The organism is Alphaproteobacteria bacterium (assembly GCA_016722515.1).
In the GTDB taxonomy this organism is placed as follows: domain Bacteria; phylum Pseudomonadota; class Alphaproteobacteria; order Rickettsiales; family JADKJE01; genus JADKJE01.
Genome location: JADKJE010000001.1, coordinates 225578 through 240820, shown reverse-complemented (window position 1 = coordinate 240820; position 15243 = coordinate 225578). Strand labels below are relative to the sequence as shown.

General features: G+C 39.8%; 9 protein-coding genes. 4 read left to right on the top strand and 5 right to left on the bottom strand.

What is annotated here, in order from left to right; genetic code table 11:
- The first annotated feature begins 55 nt into the window (after positions 1–55).
- Both IPP74_01060 and IPP74_01055 read left to right on the top strand, forming a co-directional pair.
- Entirely contained in the window at positions 56–1390 is a 1335-nt protein-coding gene (locus tag IPP74_01060) for a hypothetical protein (protein MBL0317890.1), read from the top strand.
- Positions 1368–2540 (top strand): hypothetical protein, encoded by a 1173-nt coding sequence (locus IPP74_01055; GenBank protein MBL0317889.1) that lies wholly within the window; start codon positions 1368–1370, stop codon positions 2538–2540. Before IPP74_01060 ends, IPP74_01055 begins: the two co-directional genes overlap by 23 nt.
- Before the next feature lie 807 nt (positions 2541–3347).
- Here IPP74_01055 and IPP74_01050 read toward each other — a convergent pair.
- Positions 3348–3956: a hypothetical protein gene (locus IPP74_01050; GenBank protein ID MBL0317888.1), complete on the bottom strand. Its 609-nt coding sequence runs from the start codon at positions 3954–3956 to the stop codon at positions 3348–3350.
- A 203-nt stretch (positions 3957–4159) separates the two neighbouring features.
- Here IPP74_01050 and IPP74_01045 point away from each other — a divergent pair, with 203 nt between their 5' ends.
- Positions 4160–5149, top strand: coding sequence for an Hsp33 family molecular chaperone HslO (locus tag IPP74_01045; protein ID MBL0317887.1), 990 nt, complete (start codon positions 4160–4162; stop codon positions 5147–5149).
- Positions 5150–5364: 215 nt separating this feature from the next.
- Here the strand turns inward: IPP74_01045 and IPP74_01040 are convergent, their stop codons facing one another.
- The 3 genes from IPP74_01040 to IPP74_01030 form a co-directional block, all read right to left on the bottom strand.
- Complete coding sequence (locus IPP74_01040; protein MBL0317886.1) at positions 5365–5751, bottom strand: flagellar protein FliS; 387 nt, start codon at positions 5749–5751, stop codon at positions 5365–5367.
- Between the two features lie 80 nt (positions 5752–5831).
- Complete coding sequence (gene mfd, locus IPP74_01035; protein ID MBL0317885.1) at positions 5832–9359, bottom strand: transcription-repair coupling factor; 3528 nt, start codon at positions 9357–9359, stop codon at positions 5832–5834.
- Between the two features lie 4 nt (positions 9360–9363).
- Positions 9364–9630 (bottom strand): succinate dehydrogenase assembly factor 2, encoded by a 267-nt coding sequence (locus IPP74_01030; GenBank protein ID MBL0317884.1) that lies wholly within the window; start codon positions 9628–9630, stop codon positions 9364–9366.
- Positions 9631–10016: 386 nt separating this feature from the next.
- Here IPP74_01030 and dnaA point away from each other — a divergent pair, with 386 nt between their 5' ends.
- Positions 10017–11438, top strand: a complete 1422-nt coding sequence (dnaA, locus tag IPP74_01025) for a chromosomal replication initiator protein DnaA (protein ID MBL0317883.1) — start codon at positions 10017–10019, stop codon at positions 11436–11438.
- Positions 11439–11553: 115 nt separating this feature from the next.
- Here dnaA and IPP74_01020 read toward each other — a convergent pair whose 3' ends face one another.
- Complete coding sequence (locus IPP74_01020; protein MBL0317882.1) at positions 11554–15072, bottom strand: hypothetical protein; 3519 nt, start codon at positions 15070–15072, stop codon at positions 11554–11556.
- Between the last annotated feature and the right edge of the window lie 171 nt (positions 15073–15243).

Genomic DNA, 15243 nt, shown 5'->3' with positions numbered 1-15243 from the left:
GTATGATTGTTCATATAGTAGATTTAAGCTTATTAATACATTGATGGTTGAATTTATGGTTGATGGTCATTATTCAGTTTCCTTAAAATTAATTGAAAGTCATTTTGGACAATATTTTAGATATAAATTAAATGACCGCATTCTTCAGCATATAAATACAATTTATTTAAAAGCCCACCAATCTGATTCTTGGAAAAATTATCCAGAAACTATTAAGCGTATGGACGTGATGATCTATAAAGATCACGTTCCTCCTGTTGTATTAGATTCAGCCATTACAGAGATGTGCAACAAATTTGATAGTTATGCTGGCACTTTTGTTGATGTGCCTCAAAATTACGTTGTGAGACAAAAATTAGCCAACTTTGCCTTGACGTATGCGACGATCATGGGTTCGTTGGCTGTTCTAGATGGGAGAAGCCCCGTTATTTGCATGAGTATGATTCATGAGGTCGCAAAGGGAAAGCCGATAAAACAGTATTTTAGTCAGCTAACGAAAGTTTTATTTCAATCGTTGTACACTTCAACAAAAATAAATAGTGCTTTGTCTATTGACGCAATTGATCAGGATGCTCAAAGGTGGCTTACGTCTACGTATGACTATTTTGATCGTGTTCATCGACACATTTTCAACATGGCTTGCGTTCATCCTATGGCGATTTTAGAAGATAGCCTATTCTTTGATCCTGCAGGGTTACATTCTGTTATTCAGAAAAAAGTAAGATTTGATTTGGAAAGAGAAATAAATTGGCGTACACAACAACATCCACATGTTATGTTACCCGAAAAAGTGTTGCTCGTAAATATGCAACAATACGTGCAAACACACAATTTGCAAAACAACACGATAAGAAGGGTTCATCAGCATATAAAAGAAGAATTCTTACGTAACATTCGTGGGTTTTTGGCAAAGGATCCAGACGCTGTTGCTCTTAAACTTGTCCATAAAACATTAACTAACTATGCTGCCTTTGCAACTTTTTCGATCGCTTGCGCGGGAAACGGGGAGACCATATCGCCTGAAATGGTGTTAGATAAAGTCTTGCAAAATCAATATATGAAAAAATATGTCACGATGATTAATCAATGTATGGAATCCTATCAAAACAAGGCATATGAAAAGAAATCGAGAAGGTTAGAGCAGCATGATAAAAAATATAAAGACAGAGGGCCTCATCACATTGCGGTTACAGCAGAAAAACTAATAAAAATAAACATATTGAAATGGGGATTAGCCCAGGATTATGACTCAAAAAGTCATGATACACCAATTGGCAGCCCTAAGCCTATTAGCAGGTACGCAGAAGTAAGGGAAAAAGCAGAAGGTTTAGAAGCTGGGATTGTCGTGGAAAAAAAAATAAAAGGAAATGACAACCCCAAAAAAATCTAAATATAAAAATGAATGGATGCTCAAGTATCAATCGATTGAAGATACGATTGCTGAGAAATGGGGGGCTGATATTGCCAGGTTCTTTGTGGGAGAAAGAGCGCCTAAAATACGGTTAGTAAAAGGTCGTGATAAAAGCATCTTGCTCGCTTCTCGTTTTATAAAAGATTTTGAATCACTATGGAGCTTTTCTGTCAGAACGAATATAGAGCCGTACGAAGCATATGAAGAAGTTCATCTCACCGGCATACATGAGGTCTTGGCACTCTCCATTTTAACTTTAAATTATGATATACATATGGGAAATGTTGGGGTTGTGAAAGATAAAAATGGCAATGATATTGCGTCGGTCCTTGATTGTGCTGGGGCTTTTGGATCACGACTTGGTTATGAGAAATTTACTCGAAATCGGATGAATCAACCACATTTGTTTGATGGTATGACTAAGGGCGACCCTGTATTGCCTCTTGATATTGTAAGGGGTATTCATGGAGGACATTATGATATTAGTTCCTCACATTTCATTTCCCTGGAATTTGCAGATAAGCTAGAGGCTTTTTCATCCTTATCAAAAAAAGATCTCACGCAATTACAGCGTATTATTCATAGTAGTGCAAAAGAAATAGGTAATGCTTTCAAGCACCATCCAGACACATTAGGCGTGGCGAAGGCTTTAGGCCGTTTTGGAGAAGCGGTTACTCTCAACAATTTAGGGTATCAAATGTGTGAAGTCATGGATAGAAATCTAGTGGCTGGCAAGGAACTGGCACTACAGATTCGCCTCCAATGTGCACTCATTCAATCGAACATCGACTTGCTGGATACGCTTTTAACAGAACATCCCACCCTTCTGGGTAAAAAAATAAAGTGGTTAACGGATGATGATCAGCCTCAGATTCATAAACCGACAACCTTATATGAATTTGTTACTAATCAATCGATCAAGTCACCAGAAATTATTTTTACCGTCATTGAACATCAGAAAGCGAGAGAAGAATCTAAGAAGCAAGAAACATGGGGGAGAAAAATTGCTCAACAGGCTCGTACGCGTAACTATAGAACTGTTTCTGAACAAGTTAGAAAGCCACATGAGAGGCACCAGGATCTCATTAAAAAAGACCACAAAAATCCACCTGGTATACATAGAGAATAACAATTCATGCCATGTTGATTTAAGCGACGTATGTTTTAGAAGGAGGGGGCTATTTGTTTGTGGTCAAACCGTATACGCCTATTTTTAATGTTAGTTGCATGTCGTGAAGGGGAGGTTGGTGGTGATGCCAAGGGGGAGGTCTGTTGGAGTAGTAGGTGCCTGCTTTCGTGATTTCTTAGCCATCCATCGAGGCTGTTTAATAACGCTGATGCCATTTGATTGCCATCGGTGGCTTCCAACCCGCAGCGTTTTAGAGTCTGAGCTTGTATCGGTTTTTTGAGTAAATTTGACATGCTTATCAACAGAGGCAATGTTTGATTTCTTTCTTGCTCCGTTGTAAAAATATGCGGGAAGTTTTTTTCAAATATAACCTTTATATCCGTATCGTCTAATGACCTTAGGCTATTAATCAACTGAACACACGCTTTATTATAGTCATAGATACAAGAGAGTTCCCATAACCTATCGAAGGCAGGTTCTATATAGGTTTTGAAATATTGAGGTACTGTTTTTTCTTTCATAATGCTAAATAGATAAGGATCTGCTTCTCTATTTATAAAATATTATTAACAAGAATGCAAAGCTTTATTGGGGGGCTCCTTCACCTAAACGACTAAAGACACATTTAGCGTGGGCATCGATAACGGATGCGTTAAACCCCATAACTTAAATTCCAGGTTCTTCGATATCTTTTTAATATAAACTTCTTTTGATATTTATTATGGAATATAAATTACAATAATAAATATATTATAATTTATATGCGCATAACTTTATCATATATACACTAAAAGGTGAATATTTTCCTTAAGCAATACTCCCTCTGTTTTTTTTATAATTTTCATAATTTTTTGTGATGTCCTGAATGTCCTTTTTATATTTGGCATCCTGGCATAAAGCCTCGGTATCCACATGAAGCTCATCCGCTTTTTTATACATAAGCTGATAGAGAAAATGTACTTCTTCCTTATCAATGGAAAGTGCTTTTGGGTGATGATCCCAGACGATATTCGTGACGAATTCATAGGTTTTTGGATCAGCCACAATCGAGCTGAGATGTTCCTCGAACTGGTCTACTTGTTTGATGGGAACCTGGTGGTATTTAAGCACTTGCGCCAGCATATCAGACATAAGTTCTTTTCGGTGCATGAGGTCGACACGTTCATCCAGGGTTTCATAATGATCTAGAAATTGATGAATTTCCTGTGGTGAAATGTCTTTCCAGGGTTTATGGAATTGTTTGCTGATGCCATGCTTGATGGCATGGATCAATGTTGTATAACTTTTCTGGTTAGGGATGGCACTCACTAATGTCGGTTTTTTGAGATCATAATCCGTCGTTAAGGCTTTAGCGAGAGCACGAAAAGCCAGATGCTCAATTTCGACAGGTTGAGAATGATAGTTGATTTTTTTCATACTCACTTACCCCCATTTCACTAGTATGACTCAAGACTCTTAATTGAATATTAAATGCGAATGATAATGAGTATTCATGGGGGCAATAGTTTGGATGTTAATTAAATTTTAACCATGTGGTTGAAGTAAACGTTGGCTCTAGGTACTTGATTCGTAGAGATTTGCAGGTTATTCTCCTAACCTTATTTTCTAAGAGGGTTCCTATGGTTGAATTATCTGCAAATGACAATCTGCTAGAGCATGATGTTGTGATGCCGTTTATGATTGAACGTTCCCATATAAGGGGGCGTTTTGTCCGGCTTAAAAAGAGTCTGACTGAAGTGATAAAACAACATCAATATCCGCATGTGGTTTCACGATTGTTGGGTGAAATGCTGGCTATGGCTGCATTAGTTGGAGCGACACTCAAATTAGAGGGTGTTGTCAGTATCCAGTTACATGGCAATCGGCCTATTCGTTTAATCGTGGCCGATTATACTTCTGAAGGCCACGTAAGGGGATATGCCAAATGGAATGAGGAAGACGCCGACTATTTGAAGCAAACCCAGGAATATGATTTTAAAGCACTCATGGCCAGTGGCAATTTAATGATATCGATTGACCATCGCCAGTGGAATGATAAATATCAGGGGATCGTTCCTATCGAAAAAGAGACTCTGGCAGGTTGTATGGAAGATTATTTTCGGCAGTCAGATCAGCTCGATGCCTGTATCCGTTTAGATAGTTCGTTTAAAGCCAATAATGGCAGCAGTTATTGGATTGCTAGTGGGATGATGATTCAGCGTTTACCCCAACAGGGTGGCAAGCCAGTCGAACTGGTTTATGATAAGCACGATAAAGCACTGAGTGATGATAATGATGAGCGTGCGCTGTATGTCGAACCCAATGAATGGGAACATGCTTCTATTTTATTTCAAACCTTAACACATGACGAAATGACAGATGGGCATTTATCACCAGAAGGGTTGGTTTACCGACTCTACCATGATGATGGCGTACGTATCTTTAACCCACAGCCAGTTATCGCTAAATGCAGGTGTTCTCGTGAGAGAATATGTTCGGTGCTGTGTTCGATGCCAAATGAAGAAATCGAACCGCTTTACATAGACGATGTAATCAATGTGAAGTGCGAATTTTGCAGCAAAAATGAACTATTCACCCGCACGGAAGTGATGGATATTAAGCACCATTAACTCGAGCTCGGCGTTTATTATTGGGGGTAGATAGGAATTTTACTGGTCGATAAATAGTATTGCGCAGTTTCCCCGACCGCCCATGGGCGGTCGAAGATGAAGGCGTTTTGAGCCATACCAATGCAACTCCTATCTCATCTATCAAAAAACTCCGAACTTGGGTTAATTAATGAGTCTTCAAAGGCGTAAGGTGGGAATAATGATGACGCTAATGCTTAATTGACTTGCATCGTATGTTGCTCAGCATCCACGGCTTCCCAGGTTTTTTTCATCTCATTTATTTCTTTAATCAGTTGGTCGCATACTTTTATATCGTTACTGCGTTGGACGTGAAGGAAGCGAACATCGAGTGAGATGTAGAAGCGTTGAAGGGCTTTGGCAAGTTCTGGTGCGATATCAAAATCAACAGCAGACAGTAGGCCCATGGCTATTTTTCCGGCTTTATCAAGTGCGTTATAACGGTCTTCGATACGTTTTTCCAATATAGCGGCTTTAGCTTGCTGTATATGTTTAATCATACCTTCATAGAGTAAAATAATTTGTCGTGACGGACTAACAACAGCTTTTGCGGTTTGATACGCTGCGATACCTTTTGAATACATAGGCCTCTCTCTCAATAGGAATACATTCGGGACACATGAGCCTAAATAAAATTTATTAAGAAATGGTTGTTATGGGGAGATTAACCGTTGCATCCATCGTTTGCTGACAGTAGTTGCTGGATACAGCCATGGATTAATAAGAGGCGTGAATGATGATCGTTCCATTCTTGTTGGTAGACTAGCTTTTGGTCCGGACGCAATTTCCATAGATGTGGTTTAGACTGGACCATGTTTAAAATATGTAAGGGGTTTTGGATGTGGCCTTCTCGGAAAGAAATAACGGCACCACGTGGACCGGTTTCAATTTTTTCGATATGGGCTTGCTTACAGAGGAATTTGATTTTCATCACCTCCAGTAGAAAATTTGCCGCTTCAGGAAGGGGGCCAAAACGGTCGATCAATTCTGCACCAAAGGCTTCTACTTCTGGGTCGCTTTGCAATGCCGATAGCCGTTGGTACAGGCCAAGGCGGAGGCTTAGATCGCTGACATAATCATCAGGAATCAAAACTGGAATGCCCAAATTGATCGAAGGGCTCCATTGGTTGTCCTGTTCAACCGGATTAGGGTTGGCTTCAGTAGCGGTTTTTGCCAGGACCATTGCTTCTTCAAGCATGTGTTGATAGAGCTCCATTCCGACTTCTTTGATATGGCCGGATTGTTCTTCTCCCAAGAGGTTTCCATAACCTCTGATATCCATATCATGGGTTGCGATGGTGAAGCCCGCACCTAAGGTATCCAAATGCTGCAAGACGTTAAGACGCTGCAAGGCATTTCCCTGTAATGTCATGCGGGAAGGGGTCGTTAGATAGGCATAAGCACGAATTTTACCGCGGCCGATACGTCCACGAATTTGATAAAGTTGCGATAGCCCAAACATGTCGGCGTGATGCACAATGAGGGTGTTTGCTTGGGGGATATCCAGCCCCGATTCAACAATTGTTGTGGAGAGTAACACGTCGAATTTACCTTCGTCAAAATCGGTCATGATCTGGTCGAGTTCGGCGGCTGGCATTTGGCCATGCGCTTTCACCACCTTAACTTCAGGAATGAGTTGGTGAAGTTTTTTCTCAATGTCTATCAGGTGGCTGACGCGTGGACATACATAAAAGGTTCTTCCTCCACGGTAGTGTTCCCGTAGAATAGCTTCACGCAACGTGACTGAGTCATAGGGCATGACAAAAGTACGGATGGCAAGGCGGTCAATGGGTGGGGTGGTAATCAGGCTTAGTTCGCGCAGGCCACTCATAGCCATTTGCAAGGTTCGCGGAATGGGGGTGGCGGTGAGGGTCAGAATATGAACATTGGCTTTGAGTTGTTTGAGTGCCTCTTTTTGTTTAACGCCAAAATGCTGTTCTTCATCAACAATCAATAACGATAAATTTAAAAATGAAATATGCTTACTAAGCAGGGCATGGGTGCCCACAACGATATCGACTTCGCCATGTTCTAATTCGAGTTTGGTTTGGGCAGCTTCTTTAGCGGTTACTAAGCGTGAGAGCTGTTTAACTCGAATACCGAAACCACGGAACCGTTCACTAAAAGTATGAAAATGCTGACGGCATAGCAAGGTGGTAGGCACGACTACGGCAACTTGTTTGCCATTGGGTTTAAATGGTGCATCGCCTGGTAGATTACTGAATACGGCCATGAAGGCAGCACGCAGGGCTACTTCGGTTTTGCCAAATCCGACATCGCCGCAGATGAGACGATCCATCGGTTTACCAGAAGCAAGGTCGGTGGCAACTTCGTCAATGGCCCGTAATTGTTCTTCGGTTTCTGAATATGGGAATTTGGCGCAGAATTCCTGATAGAGATTTTCAGACACAATGAGTGGCTCGGTTTTTCGGAGTTCCCGCAGCGCGGTAATTTTAAGCAACTCATGGGCAATATCCCTAATACGTTGTTTAAGCCGTGCTTTGCGTCCCTGCCAGGCAACACCACCTAAGCGGTCTAATTTAACACCTTCATTTTTACCATAACGGGTTATGGTTTCGATGTTTTCTACCGGTACATAAAGTTTATCGCCACCATCATAAGCAATCTGGATAAAATCATGGGGATGGCCAGAGATTTCGAGTTTCTGTAACCCTAAGAATTCACCGATACCATGTTCAATATGGACGACTAATTCGCCCGGATTTAAAGAGGTGGCTTCAATGATAAATTGCTGGCTGCGCTTGGTTTTACGCAGACTTCGGGAAATACGTTCGCCGAAAATATCCTGTTCGGAAATCATCAAAACGTCATCGCTGATAAAACCTGTTTCCAGTGGCAAGGTTATCAGCTGAATGAGCTTGCTTGGATTTTTCTGTACGTCCTGCCAGTTGGCTGAAATAACGGAATTGGTTTGATGTTTTTCTAACATTCCATGTAAACGATCACGCGAGCCATCCGAAAAACAGGCAATCACGGGGCGAGGATTAGAACGTTTTGATTTGCTGTTGGCAATACGCACGGATTCCAGCCATTCTTTGAGGTAAGCCAGAGGATGCTGGCTTTGTTGTTTAGCCAAGGTGAGCACGGGTGGTAGTGGTTTTAAGTCTAACGAAGGTAATAAGGCAAACGGTACGATATTTTCGTCCGTAGCTACAAAAGGTGATAAAGAAACAACTTTTAATTTAGAGAGTTCGGTTTTCCAGGCATCATCCTGTAAATAAAGGCAATTTGGTTCTAGCGGGTGATACGCAACATCATCAAAACGATTATGTTCGTATGCGTCCTTACGGTTTTGATAATGGTCGGTAATGGTTTCTAAGCGTTTGACACGTGCATCGTCTGCGTGATAATCGAGTATCAGCTGAGCGTTTGGCAGGTAATCAAACAAGGTATCAAGCTTAGGGTAAAAAAGTGGCAACCAATGTTCCATGCCCGGGTATTTACGGCCAGCGGAAATCGATTCATACAGTGGATCAGCTTTATAGCTGGTCCCAAATAAATGGCGATATTGCTGGCGAAAATGTTCGATACGGTCAGGCTCCAGCATTACTTCGCCGGCGGGAAATAAGGTGATTGAGTTGATGGTTCCCTGGCTCACCTGGGAAATAGGATCAAACACGCGTATTGATTCAACCTGATTGCCAAAAAAATCAAGGCGATAGCCGCTGTCACTGGTGATGACTAAATCAAAGATGCTGCCGCGTACGGCAAATTCGCCCGCCTCAACGGCCGTACCAGAACGACTAAAACCCAGTGTAAGCAGCTGGTGAACTAATGCTTGACGATCAAGCTGCATTTGGGTCGTGATGGTTGAGATATGGGAAGCAAAGGCTGTTTGCGGAGGAACACGTTGAATAATGGCATTGATGGTTGTCAAAACAATGAGTTTTGATTTGTCTTTGGTGCGCTTACTTAAGCTGCAAAGTGTTTCAACGCGTTGGCTGATAATCGGGATATTAGGAGAAGTGCGGTCGTATGGCAGGCAATCCCATGCGGGAAAGAGTAGAGTGGGAATGGTGGAATCAAAAAATCGTATTTCATCATGCAGATGCGTCATGCTTTGGTCATCAAGCGATACGTGGATAATAGTATCAGACTGCTTGTGAAACAATTGGGTTAAAACATAACCGCGAGCACCTGCAGGAATAGAAGAAAGTGTCAGCATCGACATATCATTATTCAAACCTTTGCTCTTGAAAGCGCTTGATCGTCGCTATCATCTGTTGATAAGCAACTGGAATGAGTTCTGGATGGTTAATCCAGCTGTAAATATCGAGATCCTGTTCATCGAGTAATTGTTCAAAACATGAGATATCATCAGGACTCATTGCAGTTAAATTAGCCTTGGCGAAATCACCAAGGAGGATGTCAGTCTCTTTGCAGCCACGATGCCAGCTACGGTAAAGGATTCTCTTGATTTTTGTGTCATTATTTTCAGTCATAGGTGTTTCCTAATATCTATGTTAATTTATAGCGATATTTCAGTAGCTTACAAGCAATTTATTCAGCTTTAACAGAGAAAGAAATAACAAGGTTCCGGCTAGCAGAAAAGAGGTATATTGCAAGCAAAAAAAATCTTTTTTTTATGCTCCCAGGAAATGTCTGGGATGGTTACGTTGTCAACCCTCATGTCAAAAAAAAATGAAAAAAATATGGTTGTGTGAAGCGAAATTTTCGTCCCTAATGGGTGAAGGAAATATGTGATCTATTTCTGATATAAATGAAATGAATGATTGTTACATAGAACTTTTCTTTTTTAACGAAGAGATGAGAGCTTTCTTTTAGTCTCTTTTATGTAGCTATCTTATGAATAAAAATGGGAGTGAATATGACATTAGCTGCGATACATTCGCCAATTGCCAACGATACCTCGCGTGTCGTCTCTGTATGGAGCAGTCTCCAACAGGTGTTAAAGGGGCATTTTGGTGAAGCCGTATACAAAAGCTGGTTACAGTCACTTGAATTTGTCAGCAATGACGATGGCCATATTATCCTTAGTGCGCCGACCCGTTTTATTCGCGAATGGGTACTTACCAATTACTGTCCAGAGATTCTTTCGCTTTGGCAACATCTTGATAATGCTGCTAAAGCGGTTGATGTTTATGTCCGTCGTCCTAAAGAAGTTTCTGATGAAGAGGTAGCACAGCAATTTGGTATCGAAGGTGATAATGTCCGTTCACTGCCGCTAGATCATCATGCGACGGTTGAACCGGATGAGATCAGTTCGCCGCTGGATCCTCGTTTTACCTTTGCGCATTATATGGTGGGTGAATCAAACCGCCTTGCGTATACTGCCATGCAGAAAATCCTTGATTCACAGTCACCTGTGCCAGGGAATAACCCGCTTTATGTGTATGGTGGTGTTGGCTTAGGAAAGACGCACTTATTGCAAGCACTTGCTGCATCTATTCGCAGCCGTTTTCCGCATCGTAAAGTGGCGTATTTGTCAGCTGAGAAATTTATGTTCTTTTTTATCAAGGCTGTGCGTCAAAATGAAATGATTGCGTTTAAAGAGCAGTTGCGCTCGGTTGACGTATTGCTAATTGATGATTTGCAGTTTATCAGCGGTAAGGGCAGTACCCAGGAAGAATTTTTTCATACCTTTAATAGCCTGCTTGATAACCAGCGCCAGGTGGTCATCAGTGGTGATCGTCCCCCTTACGAATTAAAAGACATCGATAATCGTATCCGTTCACGATTATCTTGGGGTATGGTGGCAGATATCAAACCGGCTGATTATGAATTACGTTGTCAGATTATTGAATCCAAAGCCAAGCAGATGAAAACCGCTTTGCCAGAATCAGTGGTGGCATTTTTAGCTACTAAAATTACTGGCAGCATCCGTGAGTTAGAAGGTGCCATGAACCGTGTCGTCGCTCAATGTGCGATTATGAATCATGAAATCAGTTTAGATGGCACTAAGGAAATGTTACATGATCTGCTGCGGAGCAATCAGCCGGTGGTGACGATTGAATCCATCCAGAAAGCCGTTGCTCAGTTTTATAATATCAGTGTAGATGATTTAATTTCAGAGCGCCGTATGCGAATGATTGCGCGTCCACGCCAGATTGCGATGTATTTAAGCAAGTGCTTAACCACACGTAGCCTAACCGAAATTGCCCGCCGTTTTAACCGTAAAGACCACACAACAGTGATGCATGGGGTTAAAACCATAGAGGATCTTTGCAGTATTGATGCAGAGCTCGACCAAGAGGTTAAGAAGCTTAAATCAATTGTCAAAGGCAGTTAATTTATTCAAGCGCTTGTGATAATTTTTTATTTGAACGGTCCGGGCTTGTATTTCGTATTATTTTCCTGTTGCAACCATTTGCCGTATGCTAAGGAATGGAAATCCAGACTGTTGACTATTTGTTGACAGACGCATTGAGAGACGTATTGCCTCTTGAGAGTCCTAAGATTACCTTAGACCCGATATTTCTAGCAAGTCTATTCGTTCTACTCGGTGCATCCTCTGGCTTATTTAACTCAAGAGTCTTCTTGGCATTTTCGATGCATAGTTCATCTGGATAACCAACTGATATCGAAGACGTCCCTTTCATGAATGGTACGTGTGCTTTTTGGTGTAATTTAATTAGTGCGCTATTAAAGTGTTTTTGAAATTCCTGACGTGTTGATGCCAAGATTTCAGGATCCTGAAAATGGCTAGATACAACATCATGTAATAATACATCAAAATGACTGAGGTAATTGGGTATGTGTTTTCCATTTTCGCGACTATTTTGATTATCAGCTAAGTCATAGCATACATGCAGATCGGCTCGGTAATATTGCCTTAATGTATGTTCCGCTACAACCAATAAAGCCAGCAAATGTGGATGTTGTGTTATCGTCCCAAATGAAAAATCATTCTGCTGGTTCTGTATGTTTTTTATTTCCAGAGTAAATAAACGTTTAAAGACACGGCCCAGAACAAGCTCTTCAATTGCTCGATCAAAATAGGCTACATCGTGTGTACGAATTTTATCCTGATGTGAAGCTAAAAGCGGGATATCATTTTCTTCTAGTTTTTGAAACATTATTGTCGTAATTAACGGAAATCGCGTCACTAGAAATTGAGTTGCATTAGCAATATCGTTGAATGTAGGATCAATGGCTGAGTTAACAAACCATTTCTTCTTCTCTAAAAAATTGCTTATAGAGTTAAGATTTTTGGCTGCAGTCCGCTTGTGTTGTCCTTTTGCATAATTGAAATTTGAACGATTCTCTTTGCGTTCTCTTAGCATTTCTATGCAGATAGAATCTTTTAGTGCCACTCGTATTGAATTTGTGATTTGGGTTGATAATAAACTAAAATCGTCCTGTGGCTGGTTAACTATGTGTGTGACGTATTTGAGGACGTCTATGATACTTTGACCATAGTTACCATCTGATTTATAGAATTGGAAATTGCTGCGGATACGGGTCGTCATTGAATCGGTCATAGAAAGGGTAAGAGGTGAACGACATTGAACTATAGGCATGAAACCAATTTTAGCTTCGGTTACCAAACGTAACTGGCTAACCAGTGCTGCTTTTTTATTTTCATCAACATTCTCAGCTGATGTATAGCTTTCAAATTCATTTAGGTAAGGGATGACTATATCAGGATTAATATCTAACCCAACGGTTGCTAATTCGCTGATCTTACCACCTTGCGCTTGATGATGATTGGCCAATTGATCCAGTATTTCTTTTAGCATCCCTCTTAGAAATAATTGTGCGTTTTGGCTTTCTGTGATATTCGGGGCATTCCTTAATTCAAATATAATATTGTTTATCGTTGAAACAAATAGTTTATATTTTTCAGTTATAAGATCTTCCTCTATTTTAATGTTATCAATTTTTTCCTTTTTGCAATTTAGGGTAAAATTGTTGATCGATTCCTGAATGCGAGTCCTACTGTATTCTTGGCCGTCTTGATAAGGAGATTGTTCGTGAGCTCGAAGAGCTTTTATTGATAAAGGAAAGGATGTTTCGGTAAATTGGCGAGCTTGATCAAGGAATCCTTTATAAAACATTCCATGATTTGAATGCGATGTCATCTGTATGAACGTTGCGTATTGCTCCTTAACCGTTTTTTCTAGGTTCGTTTTTTCTTTTATTCGACAATAAAGGTTTCCTTCAAACTCCAGGTTGATGTTTCGCTGATCTACCGGACTTTTGAGTAATATATATAAATTTTCTCCGTAAAGAGCTTTTACCTTTTCGTCTAATTGATATAACCCCATATTTAAATATGAGCTCATTTTAAATCGTGCTGAAACCCACTGATCAAGCGAACTGCCTTCAACTTCTTCATCGAGATCATCATTATAGGTCCTGTTAATGGGATAAAAATTGGCAAGCTCATTATAGACATCTTTAATTTTATTAAAAATTCTTGTGGTTGGGCTTTGATTTTTGCTTAAGAAATTATTATGAATTTGTTCGAGTATATCTTTCTTAGCTTGTAATAATTCTTTTTCCAACCCAGCGTCCATTTGTTTCATTTCTGTTTCACAGGATAGGATAGCTTTATAGACGATGGAGGAGGGGTAGTCCTTACCATTTTCAGTATAACGCTCATCACTAATAAAATGCACAGAAAGAATATTGCATTGTAAAAACGATAATGGTTGCTTAAGAGGGTCGTATTTATAAATGCCGGATAGGTCATTCGTAGTTTTGGTTGCACCAAATGTTGTGCCTTCAAAAATGCCCTTTTTCTCGATGATAGACATCAATTTAGATTTTATGTCTTCGAACGGAATAAGTGATTTATAAGGTTCAAATTCTATGCGCAAATATTGTTCAACAGTGCTGATCTCTTTTGATCTTTCGGCATTGCAAACAAATGAATCATCATGTTCCTTAATCGGTTTTGTACTGCCAACCGAAAAATCTTCCCTTGTGGGAAACACATACTTGGTTGCTTGTCTTATCGTAGTAATGGCTGCATACGCTCCCTGGGATATTTGCCCACGTTTTGTTTTTTTATTTGAGGTTTGGACTTTGCTTTTTCTTAATTCAGGGTTAATTTCATTGGTAATAATTTCATCCATGTCTCTTTTTAAAGAACCAAATCTTCCTGCATTACCTTTGTTAAGATCACCTGATGCGAGTTGTTTTTTTTTGTGAGGTTTAAAATTAAGAAATTCAGTATAGAACTGACTGAGCTGTCCAGGATTTATTTGAATATAATGGGAGGAATTTATCGTAACAAAATCAATATTTTTCATATTATATTGATGTAATGTACAAGCAAAACGTGCTGCGGCTCGTTGATTTTTACCGAAATTTAGAACAATGGTATTGAGGTGCAGTTCAACATGAAAATCCTCAGATTGCAGATCAGTGTCATTCACTTTATTTATAATAGATTTATGTAATTTAACGAGTACGGTATCTGTTGCTTCTGTCACATTCGACTTCTGAAGCCAAGGCTGAAGTGGGAGGGGGGTATAATATTTTTTATCGATGCGGTTTCGAAATGGGTTCTCAAAATTTTCTACCGTTGTAAATGGCGTTATTGGTTCTGGTATGGTCGCTATAATAATGATTTGATTGGTGAGGTTGTCTTTTGCTATGCTGGATATGACAATGTTATTTTCTATTAAGGTTTTTGCTAACTTAAAGGCTTTTTGTGCATCACTGATGTTATAGGTGACTTCTGTTTTACCTGTGCTCTCTGCATAAATATCTTCATCTACTTCGGAACGAAACTCTGGATCGGATATGAAATCGTCTATAAAACTATGTAATTGAAATAATGTATAATTTTCAGGGGTAGCATTATATTGATTGGGAATTGAAACCTGATAAGGAGTTGCATTATCGATTTCTTTTTGGAAGCTTTCTATGCCAGATTCATTATTTTTGATTATAAATTTTGATGATTCTTTCATTGAATAAATCCATTTTTAATTATTAAGTGTGCAGTGTATAATATTATATTATTTATATATAGCAATTTAAATATTAAAAATGAAAAACGCTTTCCACCTTCAAGTTTGAAGTGCAAACCTCTGACATTCTTTAAAAATGCCTTATTAGGAGTTATCCAATTGAGTTTTTTG